We start from the raw sequence: 23,630 nt of genomic DNA, 5'->3' as shown, positions 1-23,630 counted from the left end.
GCTCGTGACCCTTTCAGATACCTCTGCCGCGCTGCCTGCGCTGGCGTTGCTGCGTGATCAGATTGCTGAACTGGCGGGCGGCGCGCGTCAGGAAGTTCGGGCGGGGCATCTGGATCTGGGGCCCGATTTGTGGCTGTCCTGTGATCCGGAAGGCCAGGCCCGGTTGCTTGCAGGCGGTGGGGGCGACGGTGAGCTGACATTGGAGGTCGATGATGCCGATAGTGGTCGCTGGGCCTGCCTGGGCATGCGGGTGCAGCCGCAGGAGCTGGTGCAGGCACGCCATGTGGGGCTGCTTTTGGCGCTGAGAAGCCCGCGGATGATCTCCTGCCGCTTGGTGCTACGCTGTTTCATGCCGGGGGGCGGTTTTGAGGACCGGCCGATGACAGAGCCTGCGCTGCTGCCGCCAGGCGGGCGCGAAAGGCTGCTGCATGTGCCGGTAGAGCCAGGGCAGGCGGCACAGGCGGTGGCCTGCGAACTGAACTTGTTCTTTCTTGACGACAGTCTGCGCGCGGAAGCGCAGCGGCTGGAGCCGTTGCTGATGCTGTAAGGGCGTGAGGCCCGTCAAAGCGGCCCCCCCTCTTTCGCCCGGGGGGGGCTGGTGTGCAGTGCCGGGCAGCCCTCAGATGGCGGTTGCGATCCGGCTGTCCAGGATCAGATGGAGCTCTGTCAAAAGCGCGTCTTGCAGCCGTTGGCGTTCCTGCACCCAGTTGTGCGGCGCGCCCAGGAGATCTGCCAGTTTCTGCTGCGCTAGGGCATAGGCGCCGCAGGTCGTCTCAAGCCAGCTGGCATCAGCCCAGTTCAGCCCGTCGAGCTGCGCCGCCGCCGCTTGCGGGGCTAGCCCGTGCAGGTTGAGCCAGCTTGCCGCAGGCAGGTTGAACTCATGCACCCGGTGCTGCGGACTGGCGCGGTAGGCAGGCAGGGCGCCGCATGCGAAGGCGTCGAACAGTTTTTCGGTGATATAGGCGGGTTGATGGGTGTTCTCAAACGCCCCCATCACCCGGGCGTAGCCATCCAGTCGCGCCAACTTGTCCAGATGCCAGTCGGCAAGCGTGCTGCGGGGCGGGCGCCCTGGCTGCCAGCTACGGCCCAGTCGCTCAATGCGGCCCTTGTGGCACAATTCAGCGACTTTGGTGCGCCAGTGGCACAGGCCGATGATATCGGCTTCTGGCCAGCGGACCGAATGATGCTCTCCGTCGCGGCGCTCAAACAAAAAAGTCAGATGAGTACGGCAGTGCAGAAACGCGCGCTGCCAATCCGCCGGGCTGTGCCGGGCATTGCGTGCAAAGCGTGCTGCATAGGCGTTGGCGAAGCGGTGATTGGTCAGAAGGTAATAGGGGATTTTGGAAAATTGGAATATCGGGCTGTTGTGATGGGTCAGCTGATGTACCGGCAGCCGCCCCCAGCGGCTGTCAGCCAGTATGTGCCGTTCCAGAGGTCGGGCGGTCCAGAGGGTATCCCAGAACGGCTCTTCCGACAGCAGCACGATGGGGCGGCGTCGGCGTCTCCAGTCTTCAACCAGCGCCTGCGGCGCGTCCGCGATGTCGAGGACATGAGCAAAAACATAGAGGTCGGCTTGGTCCGGCGTCTCCACCTCGCGGATATGACCGTCAAACAGCGGCGCCAGCGCCGGATAGCTGAGTGGTGTGCGGCGGGCGTGCCTGCCTGTTCTGAAGACCCGGATCATGTTCTTCTGCCTGTCTGCTGAATCCGACCTGAGAGCCATAGCAGCCTGTGCGGGAGATGTCCTGCCCAAAAGGAGACGGCGCGGTGGGGCGGCTTGCCATCCGCTTCGTTGCACACGTAAAAGGCTGCAGGTGCGGGCGCAGATGTGCATGCGGCGCTAATGGAACATCATATCATGAGGCCGGCGGTGCAAGTTGGCGGTGAAGGAGCATATGGCAGGCGATAAAGGTGAAACGGCAACCCCGACCGCTGCGGCATTCACGCAGGGGGTACGGCTTTGGGCTGCGGATCCGGTGCTGGCGACGGCCCTGAAGGCCGCGCTGCAGCCCGGCTGCAAGGTAACCGTGCACCCGGCGTTGCCGGATGCCGCTGTGGCAGCACGGCAGGGGGTGCTGCTGTTGGTGCCTTCGCCGGCAGAGGCGCTCTGTGTCGCGCTGCAGAACGGGGCGGAACTGGCTGTGGCCTTGTCGCAGGTGCAGGCCGAGGCGGAAGCTGTGCTGGCACTCTGGCGCCAGGCACGCCGCCAAGTGGTGCTGGCCGATGCCGCGGCCGCCCGCTTGGCACCTGCTGCGCTGCTTGCCTTGTGCGGTGCAGAGATGGCTGAGATGGAGTCGGACGCAGGCTGGGCGGCGCAGGAGTGCTTGCGGGAAGCTGCCGCTGATGCCCCCGACGTGCAGCTGTTGGCACTGGCCCGCGATCGGCTGCAGGCCAGCCCGGCGCTGCGGCGGTTGGCGGCAGAGTTTGTGGCGGCGGCAGTGCCGCTGGCCCAGCCCGAACCGGAAGATTTGGATCAAGCTTTGCTGAACTGGCTGGCGGCGCGCGACGGGGATGAGGAACGCGCGCTGTTGCGGGCTCAGCAATCCAGTATGTATGAGCAGATGGAGCAGCTTTACGGGGAGAAGCTGACGTTGGAAGCGCAGCTGGAGCAGGTCCAGAGTGAAGCTGAGGCCCAAGAGGCTCGTCAGGCGCAGGAGCGTAGCACCCTGGAGGCGCAGCTGCGCACCCTAGAGGCGCAGCTGCAGCAGTTTCACGACCGCCTTCGGACCAAGAGCGAAGTCCTGGAAGTCGCGGGGGTACGGCTGGCGGAGATGGAGCAGGTGGCTCAGGCTCAGGCACAGCAGGTGGCGGGGCTGAAGGGACAGCTGCATCAGATGCGCAATTCACGCTCGTTCCGGATGATGGCGCCGCTGCGCAGCGCCCGGCGCCGCTTACGCGAAAGCCGATAGAGATGGTGGCGTTCACGCTTTCCTTGCCTGCGGATTTCGTGCTGCATATCGGCGCCGGACGCGGTGAAGCGGCCGAAGGGTATGTCCGGGCCGGTCTCGACCCGGTGATTCTGGTCGAGGCAGATCCCGACGCGCTGCCCGCCCTGTGGGCGCTGGAGCATCGGTTCGCGTCAGTGCAGGTGGTGCAGGCTGCGGTGTCGCCACAGGGCGGACCAGCCACCTTCATACGTTGCAATTATGCCGAACTCAGCAGCCTGCGCGCACCGACAGATGCGCTCTACCGCCTGTTCCCCGGACTCCGGATCGAGGCGCGGGTGCCGGTCGAGACACGCGCGGTTGCGGATCTTCTGACCAGCGGCGACCTGGAGAAGGCAGGCCGGGGGCTGCTGGTGATCGAGGCGCCGGGCCAGGCGCTGGCGCTGCTGGAGGCCTTGCAGGCGGCATCGCTCTTGCAGCGCTTTCAGACCATCCGGGTGCAGGAAAGCAGCCAAATTCTATACGAGTCGGCGCCCTCACTGGAGGTGTTGCAGCAGCGGCTGGCGGATCTGGGCTATGCAAGCTGGCCTGAGGCGGCGTCGCAGGATCCTGACCGGCCGCACGTGGTAGCTTGGCGCAATGTCCAAGCGCTGGAGCGGGCGAGACAGCTTGAGCGTTCTGCTGCCGATCTTGCAGCGCAGCAGCAAGCTGCAGCCCAAGAGCAGGCGGTGCAACAGCAAGCTGCAGCCCAGGAGCAGGCGGTGCAACAGCAAAAACTGGATCTTTGTGCTGCCGATTTGGCCGAGTTGCAGCAGCGCTATAGAATTCTGCTGCAGGAAAGAGATGCGCAGGAGGAGCTGTTGCGGCAGCTGGCGGCCCTGGCTGAGGATGACGGAGCGTGACCTCTCCTGTGTCAGGTCGTCAACAGATTGAGCGGCTTTGGGCCAAGGATCCGGCGCGGGTGGCGGCTGCGATGCGGCGGCCCGAGGCGGCTCGTTTGTTGGCAAGCGTTGGGGGCGTGGCTCCCAACAACCGCCCGCTGCTGCGCAGCGTGCATCATTTTGCTTGCACAGGGGGGACGCTGCTGGCCAAAGCGATCGCTGCGCTGCCCTGCACCCGCCTGTTGAGCGAGGTCGATCCGTTCAGCCCCCTGGGGTATCAGGGGGCCTTTGTGCCGCGCGATCTGATCAGCTTGGCCAAGAAAAGCTCCAATCCGCCGGATCAGACGGTGCTGACGCGAATTTTTCGGGCCGGACTGGCAGCGCTGGCGACAGACAGTCGCGCGGAGGGGCGCGACCTGGTGCTGCGCGACCACAGTCACAGCCACTTCTGCACGAGCGGCGCAGATGGCAGCGGCTTGCCGCAGCGGCCGTCGATGAAAGAGCTGCTGGCGCCGGAGTATCGCGTGCTGAGTCTGGTGACGGTACGCCATCCGCTGGATTCCTGGCTCAGCTTGCGACGTCAGAACTGGGTGCATTTTACGCCGGGGACGCTGGAGGAATACGCTCTTCGCTATCATCTGTTCCTGGATCACTACGCGGACGTGGACATCCTGCACTACGAGGCCTTTATTGCCGCGCCTGAGGCGGGCATGCGCAAGATCTGTCAGCTGCTGGAGCTGACTGTCGACCAGGACTTCCGGCAGCGGCTTGCAGCGCTGAGCCTGTCCGGCGATAGCGGTCGCAGCGGCACGGAAATCGCTGCGCGTCCGCGCCAGGAGGTGTCGGATGAGGTTCTTGCGGATCTACGCCAGGCGCCCGCTTATGACAGTCTCTGTGTCCGGCTTGGCTATGATCCCGATCCGCAGGCATCGGCCTGGCCCCTGACTGCAGCCTGCCGGCAGGACGTGTGAGGATATAACTTCTGCTTCAATTCCGCAGGTTCTGGAACTAAGCACGAACTATGGCGGCTCTAACCACTCTTTGACAGGTTGCGACATGAAAAAAGCTCTTATTACCGGCGTTACCGGCCAGGACGGATCTTATCTGGCGGAGTTCCTGCTGGATAAGGGATATGAGGTGCATGGCATCAAACGCCGGGCGTCCTCCTTCAATACCCAGCGGGTGGATCACATCTACCAGGATCCGCACGCGGACCACGCTCGGTTCAAACTGCATTATGGGGATCTGACGGACACGTCGAACCTGACCCGGATCCTGCAGGAAGTGCAGCCGGACGAGGTCTATAACCTGGGCGCCCAGTCGCATGTGGCCGTGTCCTTCGAAAGCCCCGAGTACACGGCGGATGTGGACGGGATCGGCACGCTGCGCCTGCTGGAGGCGATTCGCTTTCTCGGGCTGGAGAAAAAGACCCGCTTCTATCAGGCCTCAACGTCGGAACTCTACGGGCTGGTGCAGGAAACGCCCCAGCGTGAAACCACACCGTTCTACCCGCGCAGCCCCTATGCGGTTGCCAAGCTTTATTCCTACTGGATCACGGTAAACTACCGCGAGGCGTATGGCATGTATGCCTGCAACGGCATCCTGTTCAACCACGAGAGCCCGCGCCGCGGCGAGACCTTCGTGACCCGCAAGATCACCCGCGGCCTGGCCAATATCGCGCAAGGTCTGGAGCCGTGTCTGTATATGGGCAACATCGATGCGCTGCGTGACTGGGGCCACGCCAAGGATTATGTGCGGATGCAGTGGATGATGCTGCAGCAGGATGAGGCAGAAGATTTCGTGATCGCCACCGGCAAGCAGTATTCGGTGCGCGAGTTCATCCAGTGGTCGGCGGCCGAGCTGGGGGTTCACTTGGAATTCTCCGGCAAGGGGGTGGAGGAAATTGCCACCGTTTCTGCGATTGACGGCGACAAGGCGCCGGCTCTGAAACCTGGCGATGTCATCATGCGGATCGACCCAAGGTATTTCCGCCCGGCTGAGGTGGAGACGCTGCTGGGCGACCCGACCAAGGCCAAGGAAAAGTTGGGCTGGGTGCCGGAGATTTCGACTCAGGAAATGTGCGCTGAGATGGTTGCCGAGGACTTGAAGACTGCCCGCCGCCATGCGCTGCTGAAAGAACACGGCTACGCGCTGTCGGTCAGCGTAGAGAGTTGAGCCAATGGTAAAGATCTATGTGGCAGGCCACCGCGGTATGGTGGGCGGTGCGATCCTGCGCTGTTTGGAGACGCGCAGAGCGGCGGGCGAGGATCTGGAACTGATCGCACGTACCAGTGCAGAGATGGACCTGACCGATCAGGCCGCGGTGCGCGGCTTCATGCAGGCAGAACGCCCTGATCAGGTTATCCTGGCCGCGGCCAAGGTGGGCGGTATCGTTGCCAACAACAGCTATCCGGCGCAGTTCATCTATGAAAACCTGATGATCGAATGCAACGTCATTCACGCCGCCTATGAGGCCGGGGTCACGAAGTTGCTGCAGCTGGGGTCTTCCTGCATTTATCCCAAGATGGCGACACAGCCGATGGCGGAGAATGCGCTGCTGACCGGGATGCTGGAGCCGACCAATGAGCCCTATGCCATCGCCAAGATCGCGGGCATCAAGCTGTGCGAAAGCTACAACCGCCAGTACGGGGTTGATTATCGTTCGGTGATGCCGACCAATCTTTACGGGCCGGGCGACAATTTCCACCCCGAGAATTCCCATGTGCTGCCTGCCCTGATCCGCCGTTTCCACGAGGCGGTGCAGACCGGCGCGGACAGCGTCACCATCTGGGGCTCGGGCACGCCCCGGCGCGAGTTTCTGCATGTGGACGATATGGCCGCGGCCTCGCTGTTTGTGATGGAACTGGACGCGGACGCCTACCGGCGCGAAACGCAGGCGATGCTGTCCCATATCAACGTGGGCTGCGGCGCGGATGTTGCGATCCTAGAGTTGGCCCAGCTGGTAGCAAAGGTCACCGGGTTTCAGGGGGAGATCCTGACCGATCCGTCCAAGCCCGACGGCACCCCGCGCAAACTGATGGATGTGTCGCGGCTGGCGCGGCTGGGCTGGCAGGCTTCGATCGGCCTGGAGGAGGGCATCCGCGGGACATATCAGTGGTTCCTGGCCCAGGGGCTGGATAATCTGAGGGCCAAGTGATTTTCGGCCAGTGATTCTTAATATGCGGCTTTCAGGCCGTATCCGTTTTCAAGAAGGAATCGTCCAATGATCCTCGTTGTATACGGTCAGCAGAAGTCGGCCAGCACTTATCTGGCGCATCTCGCCAGAGCGGTTTGTGAAGCTTCAGGTGTGCCTCAGGATGCCTTGCGCAAGCGGGTTCTGACAGGGCCTTTGGAACGCCACCGGGTCTTTTGGCGGGACAACCACCTTTTTAATCTGCCGGGGGTCGCCGACCGGCTTGAGCCGGGCGAAAATCTGTCGATCAAAACTCATGCGGAATTTCAGCCCCGCTATACTGAGGTTCTTGACCGTCCCGATGTTCGGGTGCTGATCTCTTATCGACACCCTGGAGATGCTGCGCTCTCTGCCTTTGAAGCTGGAGCGCGCGCCCGGAAAGAGGGCGACAAGAACAAGCCTTTCTTTTCCGCCATCCAATCGCACCGCGAAAGCATCGACGTGATGGCGCGGCTGCTGGAGCGGGCCACTATTCCATGGCTGAAATCCGGTATGGGCATTCCGTTCTCCTACGACGAGATCACCCGTGAGACGCAAGGTGTGCTGGAGGTTCTGCGCAACTTGGTCAACTGTCAGAGAGAGGCGCTTGAAGCCAATGAAACCCTGCAGGCCTTGTTGTCGGGAGAACGGCGTGTTTATAACTTCAACAAAGGGGTTTCTGGCCGCTATCAGGAGATGTTCAGCCCGGCAGACCAGGCCTATCTACAAGAGCGGTGCGGCAAATTCATGCGTTTCTGTGATGGGGAACTCCCGGTGGAGGCGCTTTGAGATTGCCCGGTTGCGCCGGCGTTCACCGCTTGCAGAAGACGGCTCCAAGGCGCTGGAGTTCATGCTGAGGCGCTATGTGAAAACAACCGTGCTGGAACTTTCCGGCGGGTTATACATGCGGGGGGCCGGAGATTTTTCGGTCCGGATTCTGCGGGGAGGCAGCGCAATACAATGATCACCCCCACCCTTCTCTGCGGCGGTTCCGGCACCCGGCTGTGGCCCTTGTCGCGCAAGAGCTACCCCAAGCAGTTCGTGCCGCTCACCGGTGAGGAGACGCTGTTTCAGGCGTCGGCCCGGCGGCTGTCGGGGGAGGGGTTTGCCAACCCTATGGTGCTGACGAACTCCGATTTCCGCTTCATCGTCACCGAGCAGCTGGCCGGTGTGGGGCTGGATCCCGGCGCGGTGCTGATTGAGCCCGAGGGGCGCAACACTGCGCCCGCGGTGCTGGCGGCGGCGCTGTGGCTGGAGCAGACCGACCCGGAAGGGTTGATGCTGGTGGCACCCTCGGATCACGTGGTGCCCGACGCCGCGGCCTTTCGCGCCGCGGTGGCGACGGGCGAAGCGGCGGCACGTGCGGGGCAGCTGGTCACCTTCGGCATCAGGCCGGACCGGCCGGAAACCGGCTATGGCTATCTTGAGCTGTCAGAGGACCCCGGCGATTTCGCGCCCCGGCCCATCGGGCTCAGACGCTTTGTCGAAAAACCCGACCAGGCCAGCGCCGAGGCGATGCTGGAGTCGGGCCAGTACCTGTGGAACGCAGGCATCTTCCTGTTCTCGGTCAAGGCCATTCTGGCGGCCTTCCGGCAGCACGCGCCGGAGCTGATGGCGCCGGTCGGCCAGGCGGTGGCGCAGGGGCAACCGGATCTCGGCTTCCTGCGGCTGGATCCGCAGGCCTGGGAGGGTGCCGCGGACATTTCCATCGACTATGCGGTGATGGAGAAGGCGGAAAACCTCTCCGTGGTGCCCTTTGCCGGTGGCTGGTCGGATCTGGGCGGCTGGGACGCGGTCTGGCGCGAAACGGAGCGGGACGGCGATGGCGTCGCCACCAGCGGCAACGCGACCGCGATCGACTGCGCCGACAGCCTGCTGCGCTCGGAGGATGAAAACCTCGAGGTGGTTGGCATCGGGCTGGATAACATCATCGCCGTGGCGATGCCGGATGCGGTGCTGGTGGCGGACGCCTCCCGCGCCCAGGATGTGAAGCAGGCGGTGGCGGCGCTGAAGGCCAAGGGCGCGCGCCAGGCCACCGAGCTTCCCAAGGACCACCGCCCCTGGGGCTGGTTCGAAAGCCTGGCGGTGGGCGATCGCTTCCAGGTGAAGCGCATCCATGTGCATCCCGGTGCGGCGCTGAGCCTGCAAAGCCACCACCACCGCTCGGAGCATTGGATCGTGGTCGAGGGCACCGCCAAGGTCACGGTGGATGACAAGGTGCAGCTGGTGACCGAGAACCAGTCCGTCTACATCCCGCTGGGCGCGGTGCACCGCATGGAGAACCCGGGCAAGGTGCCGATGGTGCTGATCGAGGTGCAGACCGGCAGCTACCTGGGCGAGGATGACATCATCCGCTACGAGGATGTCTATGCTCGCGGCCAGGGGGCCAAGGGCTAAGGCCGCGGGCGTCTCAGCGCAGCAACCATTCCTCCACTTGCGGCGAGACCTGCTGCATGCGGATCCAGCCCGGCGCTGTCGGCTGGCCGCGGCGCAGGCGCAGCTTGCCCAGCAGCCCCACCAGCGTCCATTCCGGGCGTTCCTTCCGCGGCACGTAAGCCTGTGACGGATCATGGGCGGGGTTGGGCCGCGGCTGGCCGTCGGCATCGCGCAGCAGGCTGCCGTAGTCGTCGCGCAGCCAGCGATGCTTCCAGCCGTCGATGTCGCCATCACCCACCACCGCCGGGTTGCCGCTGATCACCCCCATGGGGGTCTCACCGGGGCGGGCAGGGCGGATTTTTGCGCCTTCCAGCACCACCGACAGGCCGCGGCGGTCTTCGCCTGCCGGATTGCCGTCGGCCCATTCGAACCATTCCGCGTAATCGGCGCCACCGCCGCTCCAGGCGCCGGAGCAGCTGCCGTTGCCGTCGGCGCCGAGCCGGAAATCGGGGCTGCCATCGCCCGCCAGCAGGTAGTCGTCGCTGCCGCCCAGGATCTCCAGATGCGCGGCGGGGCTGGCGGTGCCGAGGCCGGCGCGGCCGCTGGCCTGCAACGCCAGCGCGGTGGTCCAGCTGCTGCCGTCGGCCGACAGTTTCACCGAGACATCGTCATTGCCCGCCAGCCCGATCTCGGCGCGGCCGCTCCAGCCGGTCTGGAACAGAAGCGCGGCGGTGTCGGCAGCCGCGGCCTTGTTCAGCTTGAGCTGATGGCCCGCACCCGCATGATTGAGCAGCGTCGCCGGGCCGGCGACCGACAGCGGGTTGGCGGCATCGGCGCTGGTGCCGATGCCGACCGGGCCGAGGTTCTGGGTCTGCGCGGGCGGCAGCAGCCAAGCGCTGCCGTCCCAGACCCGCAGCTCGCCCGCGCCCAGATCCCAGGCGCGCCAGCCGGGGCGCGGCGCCAGGAACAGCCAGCCTTCGCCCTGCCAGACGGCGATCCGCTGCGCCTGGCCCGCCCAGGCCGCGGTGGGGGCGGACCCCAGCGCATAGGCTTCGCCTGGGGCGGGGCTGGCGGGCGGGGTCTCGGCCTCAATCGCCTGCACCCGGAGCTGCACCAGCGCATCCAGAATCTGCAGCGCCTCGTTGTGGGTCACATGTTTTTGCGCCTGCGACGGCATCAGGTAGGGCAGGGCAAGAACGGCTGAGGCCTGGGCGGGGGTCTGGTCGCTCATCGGGGGCTCCTGTGGCTGGGATCGGGATTGCGCGTCAGCCTGCCACGCCGGGGTCAAGACGCCGCTAAGGCCGCGTACGCCGGCCGCGCAACACCCCGGAGCCGACCGCGGGGGCCGCCGTCGCGTTCCTGCCTTGTTCGCGGTTGTTTGCGCCCTGTTCGCGCAATTGTCGTCAAGCTGTAAACAATCTCCCTGATTTTGCCCGGTTTGCTTCCCGCCTTCTGCCTGGGCGTGCGGCCAGTCTGCCTGCGGTGGCGGCATGGGGAGCGCGGAAGATGACATTGGTGGCAGGGCTGGCTTTTGCCGGGCGTTTCGGGGACCAGGACATGATTTTTGGTCCCGACCTGCGCGATCTGGAGATCGCGGTGCAGGACGGCGCGGCAGTGCTGTTCGGGGTGAACGGGTTGAACGGGGGGCTCAGCCGTTGGCAGCTGGCGGCGGATGGCAGCTTGCCGGATCTGGCGGGGCAGCAGCTGCACGGTCAGGCCACCCTGCGCACCGGTGCCTTCCAGCTGGCCGAGGCGGAGGGCACGCTGCGGCTGGTGCAGGCGCAGACGGCGCGCCCCGAGCTGACCTTCTACCAGCTGGGTGACGACGGCGCCCCCGGCCGCCAGCAGCGCGTGCAACTGGCGGCCGGGGATGCGGGCGAGGGCTTGGGCGCGGTGGCGCTGCAGGCGCTGGCGGAGGGGCGCTCGGCTGTCTATGCGGTGGCGGCGGGCAGCGGCCAGTTGCAGGGCTGGCGGCTGGAAGCGGACGGCAGCCTTGGCGGGGCGGTGGCGATCCGGGGGGGGGACAGCGCCTATACGCTGGAGCCCGCGGCGCTGCTGACCTGCGTGCCGCTGCCGGGGGGCGGCGCGGTGCTGCTGGCGGCAGACGGGCAGGGGCTGCACGGGTTTGCGGTGGATGCGACGGGCGGCGGGCTGCGCGCAGCCGGCACCCTGGGCACTGATCAGGGCCTGTCGGTGGGCGGTGTCAGCGTGCTGGAGGGCTTTGACGCCGGCGACAGCGCCTGGGCCTTGCTGGGGGCGGCGGGCAGCGGCAGCCTGTGCCTGTTCCGGGTGGGCGCCGATGGCAGCCTGATGCTGGAGGCGCAGTTGCAGGACAGCGCGATGACCCGTTTCGGCGGCCTCTCGGCGCTGGAGGTGGTGCAGGTGCAGGACCACCTTCTGGTGCTGGCGGCGGGCAATGACGGCGGGCTCAGCCTGTTCACCCTGACGCCGGGCGGCGCGCTGATCCATTTGCAGAGCCTGGCGCATCAGCCGGGGCTGGGGCTGCAGAACGTGACCGCGCTGGAGGCGGTGGTGCTGGGGGATCAGTTGCAGATCTTTGCCAGTTCCACCGCCACCGGCGGCATCAGCCAGTTCACCCTGGCGCTGAACGATCTGGGGGTGCTGCGCCAGGCGGCCGCGGGCCAGGACCGGCTGGAGGGCGGCCGCGGCAATGACGTGCTGGAAGGCGGCGCGGCGCGGGTGGATCTGTATGGCCATGCCGGCGATGACGTGCTGGTGGCGGGAGCGGGTGGCGGCACGCTGGCGGGCGGCGCGGGGGCGGATGTCTTTGTCATTGATCCGGCCGCCGAGGGGGTGACGCTGCGCGATTTCACCCCCGGCGCGGACCGGCTGGACCTGTCGCTGTTCGAGGGGCTCTACAGCCCCGCCCAGCTGGAGAGCCGCGGCCGCAGCTATGGCATCGACCTGGAGATGGGCGACACCCGGATCGCGGTGGTTCAGGCCGGCGGCGGGCGGCTGGAGCTGGAGGATGTCTTCGGTCAGGACCTGCGGTTTGACTTCCCGCAACGGCAGGCGGCGGGCGAGACCCTGGAGGGCGGCAGTTTTCAGGGCGGCGCCGGGGGCGACCGGATTGCGGGCACCGCGGGGCGCGACGGCATCTGGGGGCTGGCCGGGCGCGACCACCTGACCGGCGGCGCGGGCCGGGACAGTTTGCAGGGCGGCGGCGGGCGTGACACGCTGAAGGGCGGCGGCGGCGGGGATCGGCTAGAGGGCAGCGGCGGCCGCGATCTGCTGAAGGCTGGAACGGGCCGCGACGTGCTGAAGGGCGGCGGCGGACGGGACAGCTTGCAGGGCCATGGCGGCGTGGACCGGCTGGATGGCGGCCAGGGGGCGGACTGGCTGAAGGGCGGTGGCGGCGATGATATGTTTGTCTTCGGCAAGCGCCATGGCCGCGACACGGTTGCGGATTTCACGCCCGGACGTGACCTGCTGGACCTGCGCGGCACTGGCGCGGAGGGGCAGCAGGACCTCTCTTTCAGTCGCCAGGATGGCGGCACGCTGCTGGGCACCGGCAAGGGCTGGATCTTTCTGGAGGATCTGCAGCCGGTCCAGCTGGACGCGGATGACTTTCTGTTCTGAGCAAAAGGTTGCGGGGCGGAAGCCGGGGGCAGCCCTTGGGTTTTCAGCGAGACAGGAGAATTGTCGCACCCCACTCTGGAATGTGCCCGCGTACACTCGCATCACCTGTAATCTGTATTATGTTGTATTGTTGCGCTTTCCACGCTCCTTGCAGTCTTGGGAACGCTTCGCTGGTGGTTGTGCCGCAGTCGTACAACGCGGTGCCCCGGTCATATCTGCCGTCCTGGGCAAAGACCCAAGGGACCAATCGGGCGCTGTCTAATGCAAGCCAGCCGAAACCTGGTAGCAATCGCAAGCAGGGTCGGCTTTCTGAGGCCGCGTTACGCCCTCATGATCTGTGCAGGGCCATGCTACCTCGCGCAGAGGAACCGTGGGGCGCTGCCATCCAGGCAGACAGCAGACAGGATCCCGGTGGCATAGGCCCCCGTATCCACCGCTATGCGGCCCTGCTGCGCAATGGCCTCGCTGACGATGGTGTGGCCATGCACCACCCAGAGGCCGTCCCGCCGTGCGGTGCGGCAGAACTCCGGGTGCCCCCACATCAGCGTCTCCTCCGATTGCGCATCCGGGGCAACGCGCGGATCCGCTCCGGCGTGGGCGGCCAGAACATTTCCCGACAACACCGAGGTCTCCAGCTGCGCTAGCCAGGCGATCAGCGCCGCGCCCATCGCATCCTGCAGCCGGTCGCGGCAGTCGCGCAGCTCCTCTCCGGTCATCTGGCCCCGGGCACCGCGGATGCCGAAAGAGGCCAGGGTCTGCAGCCCGCCATTGCGGATCCAGCGCCCGCCTTCGCGACCGGGAGCCCGCAAAAAGCGCAGCAGCATGTCCTCGTGGTTGCCCATTAGACAGGTCAGATCCGGACGCGCGCTCAGATACCGCAGCACGTCGGCGCTCTGCTCGCCGCGATCAATATAATCCCCGGCGAGAATGATCCGGTGATCCCCTGGTGCCTTTTGCAACATGCGCTCCAGCAGCGGCAGGCAACCATGCACATCCCCGATCACGCAAAGCGGCGTGTCCGGCGCGGGATCAGAGAAGGACACACCCTGCCCGGTCCACTCGCCGAATTTCTGGAACCAGGACGACCACACGATCACCACCTCTCCCTTGACCCTCTGGATGCAGCGGGCCCCTGTGCTGGGCCGCACATCGGATCCTGAGCCGTTAAACTCGTGATAGCCGCCCACCTGTACAGGGGCAAGTCGGCACGGTTCATAGGTCTTGCGGGGCAAAGATTGATCATGGATGGTTTCAGGATAGATTAAGACCGTGGTTGGAGAGTGTTCAATGATTTATCCTATTATTCTGTGCGGCGGTTCGGGGACACGGCTTTGGCCAAGTTCGCGGCGGGCGTTTCCCAAGCAGTTCGCTGCATTTGCCGGAGAACAAAGCCTTTTCCAAACTGTGCTCTCCCGCCTGAGCGGGCCGGATTTTGATGCCCCGATCCTCGTCACCAACGAAGATTTCCGCTTTCTCGTGGAAGAACAGGCGGCAGCTTTGGGGCTTCTGGATGGGCGCATCATTCTGGAGCCGACCATGCGCAACACGGCGCCAGCGGTGCTGACGGCGGCGCTGACCCTCAAGACCCAGCCCGAGGCGCTGATGCTGATTGCGCCCTCGGATCACATGATCCGCGACACCGAGGGGTTTCTGGCCTCTGTGGCGGTGGCTGCAAAGGCGGCGCAGGACGGCGTGCTGGTCACATTCGGCGTTGTGCCGGAACGCCCCGAGACAGGTTTCGGTTACCTCAAGCTGGCGGAGTCGGCCGTGGCCGGGCAGGCTGTGCCGCTGGCCGGTTTCCTGGAAAAGCCGGACAGGCCGCAGGCCGCAGCCTTGCTGGAAGAAGGCAACGTGCTGTGGAATGCCGGCATGTTCCTGTTCCGGGTCTGCGATATTCTTGAGGCGTACAAAGCGTATGCGCCGCATATGCTGGCGCTTTGCGATGCGGCGATTGCGCAGGGGGAAGAGGATCTGGGATTCTTCCGGCTTGGCGCCAGGCCTTACGAGGATCTCGAGGCGATTTCGATTGACGACGCGATCATGGGCAAGGCCGAAAACATCGTGGCTGTGCCGCTGGAATCTGACTGGTCCGATCTCGGCAGCTGGAATTCCCTGCACGCCCTGTCAGCAAACGGGCAGGAGCGCCTGACGGAAATGGGCCCGGTGACGGCGATCAACTGTGAGAACTCCCTGTTGCGGAGCGAAGAAGACGGGATCCAGCTGGTTGGGCTTGGCTTGAAGAACATTGCTGCAGTTGCCATGCGCGATGCGGTTCTGGTTGCCGATCTGGACCATACCCAGGACATCAAGAAAGCCGTTGCGGTCCTGAAACAGAACGGGGTGCCGCAGGCAGCGGATTATCCTCGGTTCTACCGGCCCTGGGGATGGTACGAGACCCTGTGCCTTGGTGACCGGTTCCAGGTGAAGCGGATCATGGTCAAGCCGGGCGGCATCCTGAGCCTGCAAAGCCATGTCCACCGCTCGGAGCATTGGATTGTCGTTGCCGGCACCGCCCAGGTGACTGTGGGCGATACTGTCAAGCTGCTGTCGGAGAACCAGTCGGTCTATGTTCCCCTGGGGGAAATCCACCGGATGGAAAACACCGGAAAAGTGCCGATGTATCTGATCGAGGTGCAGACGGGCGCCTATTTGGGCGAAGATGACATCGTCCGCTATGAGGACGTCTACAACCGGAGCTAGGCCCGGCTGAGGCGCGAGGGAGAGCCGCACAGCGGCGTTGCGGGGCCTGAGGACGCCGCATGTTGCAATCCCAATACGGCGTAAAACTAATCCTGTTCGGGCGAAGATTTTCCGGGGCCTGCCGTCGGCAAAACGGTACACACGTCACAGGATCGGCTGGGCAGGTGCAGACACCGCATGTACGTATGGCGGTTGAACAGACAGGCGCTGCCGAGACAGCGAACTAAGGACAAGAGCAAGGTTGAGGCGCTAGTGGAACTTCATTTGGTCAATCGCAGCATTCTGGCAAGTGCAATTTACCTCTGCTGGCTGCTGCCTGTTGCGGCCCAGGACGGCGGTACGGAAATGGTGTTTGGCTTCAGTCAGGGGCTGGAGACCACCGACAATCTTGATCTTGATCCAGTTAGTCTTGGCAGTACGACCTTCACCTCGACCGAGCTGTCCTTCGGGTTGACCCGGGAAACCCGGTTGGACCGCTTCGGCCTGCTCGCGTCGGGCGTGCTGCGGGGGGTGAACGGACCTGGAGCGGAATCTGGGCTGGATGACCAGAGCCTCGATCTGAGCTATGCCCGCCAGGGCGCTAACGCGGGGTTTGAGGCCAATATCGGCTATCTGCAGTCAAACATCGAGTTCCTGGAGCCGCTTGACGATATCATGGATGACGATGGCGAGATTGACCTGCCGCCGGATCTCGACGATCTCAGCGGCAGGGGCAACCGTGAGCGCTATGCCGCGGGGGTTGCGCTGGAGCTTGGCCGCGAGGCGCCTGTCGGCGCGTCGTTTAGCGCAGATTACCTGGCTTTCCGGTATTCCGGCACCACGGACCCGGATCTTTTTGACAATGATCTCAGCGAAGCGGCGTCCGAACTGCGCTTTCGCCTCTCACCGGTGGCCGTCGCCAGGCTGGGGCTGGGGTACCGGCTGTATGAAGCCGAAGATGCCGAACAGACCCGTCGCGATACCTCGCGCAGTTATGCCGGGGTGAGTATTGAAGTGACCCCGGTTCTGCGCTTTGACGCCAATCTCGGATATGCCTCGATCGATACCAGGGAATTCGGAGCCACAACAAAAAGCAGTGGGGTGGAAGGCTTGCTGCGCCTTGAACGGGATATGCCCAACGGCACTGTGACCGCAAAAGCGGAGCAGTATGTCACCGACGATGGCACTATCCGCACAATCAGCGTCGGCCGCCGCCTTGAGCTGCCGAATGGTGCGCTGTCAGCCACGTTGGGGGCGGCGGATTCTGACATCGGCCAATCGAAGATCATCGGCTCGTTTGGTTGGAGCCAAGACCTGCCCCGCAGCGGCCTCAATGCGCAGCTGCGGCGCTGGGTTGATTTTGACGAGGAGGACGGAAATGTGCTGAGAACCGCATTTCTGGTCGACTACACGCATGAAATCAACGGCCTCTCCAGCGTTGGCCTCAAGGCTGGCTATACCATCACCGATGAGACCGCTGGCCGTACCGACAGGGCCAGTTTCACGGCTGAGTACAAATATGCGTTGACGGAAGACTGGTCGTTGAACACCGGATATCGCTACCGCATGCGTGAAGAGCTTGCAGAGCCGAGGGCGCATTCTCATGCCGTCTTCGTCTCGATTGGGCGGGAATTCAGGGCGCTGCGGTAAGACAGCCCTGCCCTGCCCCCCCCTTCCGGGGCCTGGGGACGTCTCCTTCAGCGATCCGCTTGCCGGGTCGCGAAACCGGAACATATTCAAGTTTTGGTGGCTGGATGCGCGCAAGTTCATTTTTCTTGCAGGCCCCTGAATTTCAGCCGGTGGGAAAAGAGGCAAGACAATGGCAATGCCGAACCTGTTTTTTATCGGTGGCATGCGATGCGGATCGACAACGATCTATCTTCTGCTGTCGCAGCATCCCGAAATCTTCATGGCAGAGATCAAGGAGCCGATGTTCTGGTATGCCGAGACATTGCGGCAGAAGGGGGAGCCGCTTGAAGGCAGGGTAAACGGCCGCTTTCTGACGCGTAGTCCCTATGAAGGGCTCTTTGCCGGGGCCGGAGCGGTCAAATGGGCGGGGGAAGCGTCACATTACATTTATCATCCCGAGGTTCCCGGTCTGATCAGACGCCATTCCCCCGACGCCCGTATCCTGATCTCGGTCCGGGATCCGGCGGAAAGGATGTTTTCCGAGTATCTTTTCCGTATGCGCAGCGGGTATTTCAGCGGCAGTTTCGAGGATTTCATCACTCAGGATGCGCGGCTGGATCCTGAACAGGGGTTTGTTGACGTTTCGGAGCGGTCGCGCCTCGGCAAAGGGTTGCAGGCCGATCTGCTGCAAAGCTGGATCGATGTGTTCGGTCTGGAGCGTATCCACTTCATCAATTTCGATGACCTCAAGTCCAGACCGGCGGAGGTTGCACGGCAGATCTATCGCTTCCTGGAGGTGGATCCGGACTTCAGCCCGGCCATTGTGCATACCCAGCGGGGAGGCGTGCCGCGCAGCGCGATGCTCATGCGGCTTCTGAACCTGCCCAAGGCCCGGATCCGGCGTTTCGTCCCGCGGATCCTGCGGGAGAAGCTGCGGGCACAGATCTACAGCAAAGTGCTGGACAGCCCGAAAGTCGCCCCTGACACCTGGCATGCGCTACGCCGCTACTATGCTGCCGATATCGCAAAGTTGCAGGCGCTTACAGGGCACGATCTGCAGCCCTGGACCCTGCGTGCTGCCCCCGGTCGCTGACATCTCCCACTGCCAGTCCATGGCTCAGGTCTGCAGAATACCCTCGAGCCGGGCAGCCAGCCGGGCGACATCGTAAAGCTGTTCGACCCTCGCCCGCCCGTTTGCCCCGAAACTGGCCCTCAGCTCCGCGTCGTCGGTCAGGGTATTGATGGCCCTTACCCAGTCTTCCGTGGACTGGCACAGGAAACCGGTCTCTGCATCGATGACGGTCTCAGTGTTGGCGCCCACCCGGCTGGCCACAACCGGCAGGCCGCTGGCCATGTACTCCAGCGCCTTGAAGGAACATTTGTATTCGTTGAAGGGGTCCTGCGAAAGCGGGTAGAGGCCAATGTCGAAGGGGGCAATTGCATCTGCCACGGCACCGGGGTCGGACCATTGGATCTGGTCGATGAAGTCGAGTGTCACGCCATCAATGTCCGCAAAGGCCTCATACAGTTTCTGCACCCCGCAGGCGCCCACGATGCGGAAGATGACGGGGCGCCGGGCGCCGACACGCTGCAAGGGCTGCCGCAGTATTCGGATCAGGTCATCCGCGTAATGCGCGCCGTTGCCGATCCAGCCAAGACAGATTTTCTGTTGGGGTTGGTGGGTTTTGACGCGGTAGTTCGTCAGCTGGACCCCGGAGGGAAACAGGTGAACGGCCCTTTGGTGCAGCCGCGCGATCCGGGCCAGCGCTTGGCTGCCCGCCAGTACGCCGCTGGACAGGGCCATCATTCTGTCTGCCCGCTGCATTGTGGCCGATGCCTGCGTGCGGCTGGGCGCATCGTCGATGTCAAAGAACACTTTCTTGCCCAGTCGCCGCAGCAGACGGGCGGCCAGCAAGTCGTAGCGTCCGTACTTCTTCTGGAACACAATGGCGTCCGCATTGCCGGCCGCGGCCAGCAGAGACAGATACTGCATCCGCCGCCCGGCATGCCGGATCCGGACCGAATGGCCCCGCGCTTTCAGTGCGTCGGCGATCCAGTAGCCCCTGACCCGCGAACTGGCCTTGTCCTCCTGTCCCAGCAGCACCATGAGAATGCGCAGCGCGGGACCGGGCTGGCTGCGGTGCGGTGTCAGTATGGTCCGCGCCCCCTGCTGCACATCTGCTTGCCGCCTGTCAGCCATTTGTACCAACCGGGATGGCGAGTACGCTTTTGTAGAGCGCAGCATAGTTTTGGGACATGGCCGAGAGGGAAAAGCGTTGCACCGCATGGCTCCGGGCAACCTGCCCCATCTGCGCCCGCAAAGCGCCGTCCGCGATCAGGCGCGCCATGGCCCTGGACAGCCCTGCAACACTGCCATCCGGGACCAACAGGCCGCTTTCCCCGTCTTCCACGATTTCGGCAGGTCCCATGGCGCCTGCCGCAATGACCGGTATGCCGCAGGCCATTGCCTCGGCCACGACAAGGCCAAAAGCTTCATCCAGGGCCGCATGTACGAAGATGTCGGCACCGGCCACCCAATCGGCCACATCGTCCCGTCTGCCGGGCAGGAGGACCTTTCCGTCCAGCCCGCAGGAGGCCACCAGCCGTTCAAGCCCTGCCCGCTCGTCGCCCTCGCCGAGAATGACCAGCCGGGCAGTGTCGGGCCGGTTCGGGATGTCGGCAAAGGCTCTGATGGTGCTATCATGACGTTTGCGCGCCACCAGGGAGCCGACAGAGATCAGCACGATCCAGCCTGCCTCCCAGCCCAGCTGTTGGCGCAGGGTGGGTCGGTGGCCGGCCCGGCACGGCGTGAATTTGCCTACGTCTATACCGTTGAAGATGATTGAAATCCGCGTGTCCGGAATCCCCCACCTGGCTTGAATATAGGATTTCGAGGTCCGGCTCACGGCAGCCCATCGATCAATCCACCAGCTCTGCCCTGTCAGGATGTTGCGCAGGTGGGCCAAGGGCTGCGGCCATTTCTGCCTGCCGTCCGCAAGTGTTCCGAAATGTTGCGTGCGCACAATCCGGAACCCGAAAAGCCGGGCCAGCGCAAAGATCCAGGCTGACTTGCGGCTGTGAACATGCAGCAGCCTGACCCCCTCGCGCCGCAGCCGCGACAGGGCGCGGACCAGCTCCAGCGGCGATGCGGCCAATTCCACCGCACCTTGGCGGACCAGACCGGCAAATCGCGGGTCCAGCTCACTTTGGCCCGTGAAAATACCGCGGCATTCCGCGACGTCCGCGGTCATGAGATCATAAACGACCTGGGTCACGCCGACGCCAGGGCGGGCATTGTCCACGATGTGGCAGACTTTCATCACGGCAGGTGGCCCGGCGCGTCAGCGATAATAGCCAGCATAATGCTGTTTGTAGATGAACTCATTGTCCGCGTATCTCCGGGCTTTGGATTGCGCCACCAAGCTTAGCACGCAGCCGGCGACAGGGGCGTTCACAGAGCGAAGCTCGCGCAGCCCTTCGCGCACGGCATTCTTGGAGGTTCGGTTCCAATGCACCATGTAGACAATGCTATCGGCCATCCGGGCCAGCAGCCGGGCATCCGCCGCCACCAGCACTGGCGGGGCATCAAGGATGACCAGCCTGTACCTTTCGCGCAGGGTCTCGATCATCTCGGCAAAGCGGGGGGAAGACAGAATATCTGCCGGGCTTTGATGAAAGCGTTCTTTCTTTCCCGCGGCAAGAATATGCAGCCCGGACTCCGGGTGCAGGGCCAGCGCGTCTTCCAGGCTGCAATCGTTTCGCAGGTAACCGATCATCCCGGAGTTTGCCTTGGACGGGACCAGGCGTGGAAAATTCGAATAGATGCGGGCATTGGACGCATCTCGCAGATCGCAGCTGACGAGAATGGTATCATGTTCCGTGTGCTGGCTGGCCAATGCAGTCAGAAATGAGGTGACGCTTTTGCTTTCCCCAGGCACGGAGGACGTCAACATGACGACTTGCGGCTGGTTGTCGGGATCGCTGTAAAGCAGACTCGTCCGCAGATTTCGGATGCTTTCAGCAAGCAGGCACTTCGGGCGCGTCACGAATTCCCGCGCGCGTTTCTGCAGGCTTTTGCGCTTCCCGGTCAGCGGTAGCGAGGTCAGCACGGGGAGCGGTGTGATTTCGGCCAGGTCACGCGGATCGCGGACTGAATTGTTCATCCGCTCCCGCAAAAGCAGGAAAATCGCGCAAAGGAACAGAGCGCCTGCGCTGGAGGCCAGCAGGACGCGGTTGCTGGCCTCCCTGTCCGGGTGGGAGGGCGGTTCGGCCCGGGACAGGATACGGGCATCGGCCGATTGCAGGTTGGCCTGTTCCGTTATCTCCTTTTGCCGCACGACGAAGGTTTGCAACAATGTCTGGTTGGCAAGAACCTCGCGGTCAAGGCGGGAGATGAAGAGTTCGTCGGCGGTCCGCTCGATCGACGTGATTTCCAGTTCCCGGACCATGACCTCCAGCTGCTGCTCCCGCTGTTCCAGCGAGGCGACTTCGAACTCAAGCGCGGCGACAATATAGGCCGCTTCCTCTCGGATGCTCTGTTGCGTCTGCTCAAGCAGAGCGGCGCTGCGCACGCTGGACGGTGTGACGATACTGCCGCTTATGGCGCGTTCCTGCGCAATCGTTTCCCGGATTTCGACCTCCCGTCTGCGAAAATCGGTGATCAGTTCGGATTCGCGAAATTCCGTTACACTCCAGAGATCCGTGCCTTCCGCCAGCGCTGCTGCGGCCCGTTTGAAACGGGCGCGGGATTCTGACAGGCGCAACCGGATTGTTGACAGCTCCTGATTGTTCGCGGCCAGCTGAATGCTGGTCATATCAGCACTCTGCGCGCGGCGCCGTGCCAGGTCCAGGCGTGTGGTTTCCAAGTTTCTTTCGGAGTCCACGACCCTCTGTCTGAGTTCTTCGATGCGATTGTTGACCAAATCGATGGCCGCAAGGACGTCCCTGTTTTTGGATTCTTTCTGAAAAGCGATGTATTGCTCGCTGATCGTATTGGCGATCAGAGCGGCTTTGACGGGATCTGACGAGTTGTAAAACAGCTCAATCACCCCGGACCCGCTCACGACCTCGATCTGCAGGTTATCCCGCAGATGGCCGATTGCATCCCGTTTGGCCGCCATTTGCCCGCCCTCTGTCGGCGGCTCATCGGTCTCGGCTCCCGCGGCGGTCGGTGGCTCGGAAAAACCGAAGCGTTTCAACTCCTGGGAAACGGGTTCTGGCAGTGTGTTCAGCAGCCATGCCGCGGTATCATTGCGCCAGCTGTCGCCAGAACCTGAGGCCGCCTCGGTGTCCTGGCTGTCTTGCAGGATGGTGTCCGCACCAAGCACGCTGACAATATTGCCCAGCAAAGAGGTGGAGTGGAGTATTTCCACTTGGTTGCCGATACCGGCACCGGTCTCCGGCTGAACGAGCACCTCTGAAATATCGACGATCTGCATGCGCTCGGGTTCATAGAGGATGCTGCTCACCGCGCGGTACACGGGATCCTGGCGGCTGACATGCGCAAACCCGAGCAGAAATCCGGCAATGGCGAAGACCGCCAGCAGCAGTTTTCCGCGCCATAGCGCAAGCGCCATCTCGCGTGTGTCCAGGGTCTGGTCGGCCCGGTTTTCCTCTGGCAGGCCATAAGGTTCATATTCTGGAGAATTTTCCCTGGGCCGGGGGTGGTCCCCAAACTTCGAGCGTCTTGCGTACATAAAATCAAAACCCCTTAACCCAAACCGCGCCTGGCCACCCAGAGCGCTCCATTACACCGTCGAGAGTGCTGTAAAGTCCCATCAATCCATAAGTATGTGGCAAACGCGATGGATTCCAAGTCGGAGCCAATCTGGCCACCATCAGGGCGGTCGCGAGAGAAGCCGCCTCATTGAACGCGCGCGCCAGACCGCATCAGATTTTCCATATGCGGTCGGGCCGTTCCTGGGGCGCGAGGCAGGCCGTTGTGGCGCCTTGCGGGGCGGTGCCGCCAGCCCCCGCGACACCGCCGCTAGATTTGAAAACCTGCCATTCTGGTTGGTTCTGGCCCGGTTGTCGATGCATTGGTCTGCCCGGGTCGGTGATTTTCCGCCGTTGCGCGGTTCGTTGCGAATGACGAACCCGAAATCGGCCAAAAAAAGCCGGCTTGTTGACATCAAGCCGCTCCCTCCTTCCTGTTAACCCTTTTGCGCATTAGGTCGCCGCAAACTCAGCAGTAAATCCGCTTTCCGGCGGTGAGAGGCTTGAGACACCTGCGGCACCCGGGATCTGTCCTGATGTTGCGGATCTGTCTTACGCACCTGGCTCCGGTGAGTGCTGTTTCGCAATGTTAAGAGTGTTGGTCGCGCCACTCCGCGGCTGATCGCCAGTGAAAGGAAATCACATGACCGTTTGGCATTCGTCTGACCTCGGTTGGTCCGCGGGTCAGGATGT

Annotated in this window: 18 protein-coding genes; 12 read left to right on the top strand and 6 right to left on the bottom strand. The window is 63.7% G+C overall.

Features of this window, described 5'->3' with window-relative positions; all coding sequences use genetic code 11:
• Nucleotides 1-4 precede the first annotated feature (4 nt).
• Nucleotides 5-547: a hypothetical protein gene (locus tag AC0IPL_RS20295; RefSeq protein WP_474276942.1), complete on the top strand. Its 543-nt coding sequence runs from the start codon at nucleotides 5-7 to the stop codon at nucleotides 545-547.
• 72 nt (nucleotides 548-619) lie between these two features.
• Here AC0IPL_RS20295 and AC0IPL_RS20290 read toward each other — a convergent pair whose 3' ends face one another.
• Nucleotides 620-1,684, bottom strand: coding sequence for a hypothetical protein (locus AC0IPL_RS20290; RefSeq protein WP_474276941.1), 1,065 nt, complete (start codon nucleotides 1,682-1,684; stop codon nucleotides 620-622).
• Nucleotides 1,685-1,895: 211 nt separating this feature from the next.
• Between AC0IPL_RS20290 and AC0IPL_RS20285 the strand changes: the two genes are divergently transcribed.
• The 7 genes from AC0IPL_RS20285 (at nucleotide 1,896) to AC0IPL_RS20255 (ending at nucleotide 9,335) form a co-directional block, all read left to right on the top strand.
• Nucleotides 1,896-2,909 carry a hypothetical protein gene (locus tag AC0IPL_RS20285; protein WP_474276940.1) on the top strand — a complete coding sequence of 338 codons (1,014 nt, stop codon included), beginning with the start codon at nucleotides 1,896-1,898 and terminating at the stop codon, nucleotides 2,907-2,909.
• A gap of 2 nt (nucleotides 2,910-2,911) precedes the next feature.
• Nucleotides 2,912-3,787, top strand: a complete 876-nt coding sequence (locus AC0IPL_RS20280; RefSeq protein WP_474276939.1) for a class I SAM-dependent methyltransferase — start codon at nucleotides 2,912-2,914, stop codon at nucleotides 3,785-3,787.
• Complete coding sequence (locus AC0IPL_RS20275; RefSeq protein WP_474276938.1) at nucleotides 3,784-4,737, top strand: hypothetical protein; 954 nt, start codon at nucleotides 3,784-3,786, stop codon at nucleotides 4,735-4,737. The genes AC0IPL_RS20280 and AC0IPL_RS20275 overlap by 4 nt, the downstream gene beginning before the upstream one ends.
• Nucleotides 4,738-4,822: 85 nt before the next feature.
• Nucleotides 4,823-5,941, top strand: coding sequence for a GDP-mannose 4,6-dehydratase (gene gmd, locus AC0IPL_RS20270; protein WP_474276937.1), 1,119 nt, complete (start codon nucleotides 4,823-4,825; stop codon nucleotides 5,939-5,941).
• Between the two features lie 4 nt (nucleotides 5,942-5,945).
• Nucleotides 5,946-6,923, top strand: a complete 978-nt coding sequence (gene fcl / locus AC0IPL_RS20265; protein ID WP_474276936.1) for a GDP-L-fucose synthase — start codon at nucleotides 5,946-5,948, stop codon at nucleotides 6,921-6,923.
• A gap of 66 nt (nucleotides 6,924-6,989) precedes the next feature.
• Nucleotides 6,990-7,727, top strand: coding sequence for a hypothetical protein (locus tag AC0IPL_RS20260; protein ID WP_474276935.1), 738 nt, complete (start codon nucleotides 6,990-6,992; stop codon nucleotides 7,725-7,727).
• A gap of 171 nt (nucleotides 7,728-7,898) precedes the next feature.
• A complete protein-coding gene (locus AC0IPL_RS20255) occupies nucleotides 7,899-9,335 on the top strand; it encodes a mannose-1-phosphate guanylyltransferase/mannose-6-phosphate isomerase (RefSeq protein ID WP_474276934.1) in 1,437 nt (478 codons plus the stop codon).
• Between the two features lie 13 nt (nucleotides 9,336-9,348).
• Here the strand turns inward: AC0IPL_RS20255 and AC0IPL_RS20250 are convergent, their stop codons facing one another.
• Nucleotides 9,349-10,545: a DUF2793 domain-containing protein gene (locus tag AC0IPL_RS20250; RefSeq protein ID WP_474276933.1), complete on the bottom strand. Its 1,197-nt coding sequence runs from the start codon at nucleotides 10,543-10,545 to the stop codon at nucleotides 9,349-9,351.
• A gap of 275 nt (nucleotides 10,546-10,820) precedes the next feature.
• Between AC0IPL_RS20250 and AC0IPL_RS20245 the strand changes: the two genes are divergently transcribed.
• The gene (locus tag AC0IPL_RS20245) at nucleotides 10,821-12,914 is read left to right on the top strand and encodes a calcium-binding protein (protein ID WP_474276932.1); all 2,094 of its coding nucleotides are present in this window, start codon (nucleotides 10,821-10,823) and stop codon (nucleotides 12,912-12,914) included.
• 350 nt (nucleotides 12,915-13,264) lie between these two features.
• On the opposite strand, the gene AC0IPL_RS20240 is transcribed toward AC0IPL_RS20245, so the two are convergent.
• Nucleotides 13,265-14,146: a metallophosphoesterase family protein gene (locus AC0IPL_RS20240; RefSeq protein ID WP_474276931.1), complete on the bottom strand. Its 882-nt coding sequence runs from the start codon at nucleotides 14,144-14,146 to the stop codon at nucleotides 13,265-13,267.
• A gap of 55 nt (nucleotides 14,147-14,201) precedes the next feature.
• Between AC0IPL_RS20240 and AC0IPL_RS20235 the strand changes: the two genes are divergently transcribed.
• From AC0IPL_RS20235 to AC0IPL_RS20225, 3 genes are all read left to right on the top strand, one after another.
• Complete coding sequence (locus tag AC0IPL_RS20235) at nucleotides 14,202-15,614, top strand: mannose-1-phosphate guanylyltransferase/mannose-6-phosphate isomerase (RefSeq protein ID WP_474276930.1); 1,413 nt, start codon at nucleotides 14,202-14,204, stop codon at nucleotides 15,612-15,614.
• Between the two features lie 177 nt (nucleotides 15,615-15,791).
• On the top strand, nucleotides 15,792-17,243 hold the full coding sequence (locus tag AC0IPL_RS20230) for a hypothetical protein (RefSeq protein WP_474276929.1): 1,452 nt from the start codon (nucleotides 15,792-15,794) through the stop codon (nucleotides 17,241-17,243).
• Between the two features lie 175 nt (nucleotides 17,244-17,418).
• Nucleotides 17,419-18,315: a sulfotransferase family protein gene (locus AC0IPL_RS20225; RefSeq protein ID WP_474276928.1), complete on the top strand. Its 897-nt coding sequence runs from the start codon at nucleotides 17,419-17,421 to the stop codon at nucleotides 18,313-18,315.
• 24 nt (nucleotides 18,316-18,339) lie between these two features.
• Here the strand turns inward: AC0IPL_RS20225 and AC0IPL_RS20220 are convergent, their stop codons facing one another.
• From AC0IPL_RS20220 to AC0IPL_RS20210, 3 genes are read right to left on the bottom strand one after another with little or no spacing between them, the layout of a single operon-like run.
• Complete coding sequence (locus AC0IPL_RS20220) at nucleotides 18,340-19,422, bottom strand: glycosyltransferase family 4 protein (RefSeq protein ID WP_474276927.1); 1,083 nt, start codon at nucleotides 19,420-19,422, stop codon at nucleotides 18,340-18,342.
• Nucleotides 19,415-20,542, bottom strand: coding sequence for a glycosyltransferase family 4 protein (locus tag AC0IPL_RS20215; RefSeq protein ID WP_474276926.1), 1,128 nt, complete (start codon nucleotides 20,540-20,542; stop codon nucleotides 19,415-19,417). The genes AC0IPL_RS20220 and AC0IPL_RS20215 overlap by 8 nt, the downstream gene beginning before the upstream one ends.
• 21 nt (nucleotides 20,543-20,563) lie before the next feature.
• Nucleotides 20,564-22,798, bottom strand: a complete 2,235-nt coding sequence (locus AC0IPL_RS20210; RefSeq protein ID WP_474276925.1) for a GumC family protein — start codon at nucleotides 22,796-22,798, stop codon at nucleotides 20,564-20,566.
• Between the last annotated feature and the right edge of the window lie 832 nt (nucleotides 22,799-23,630).

The organism is Leisingera sp. SA32 (assembly GCF_056033425.1).
The sequence above is the reverse complement of the archived record's forward strand: the minus strand, read 5'-3'. Positions and strand labels throughout refer to the sequence as shown.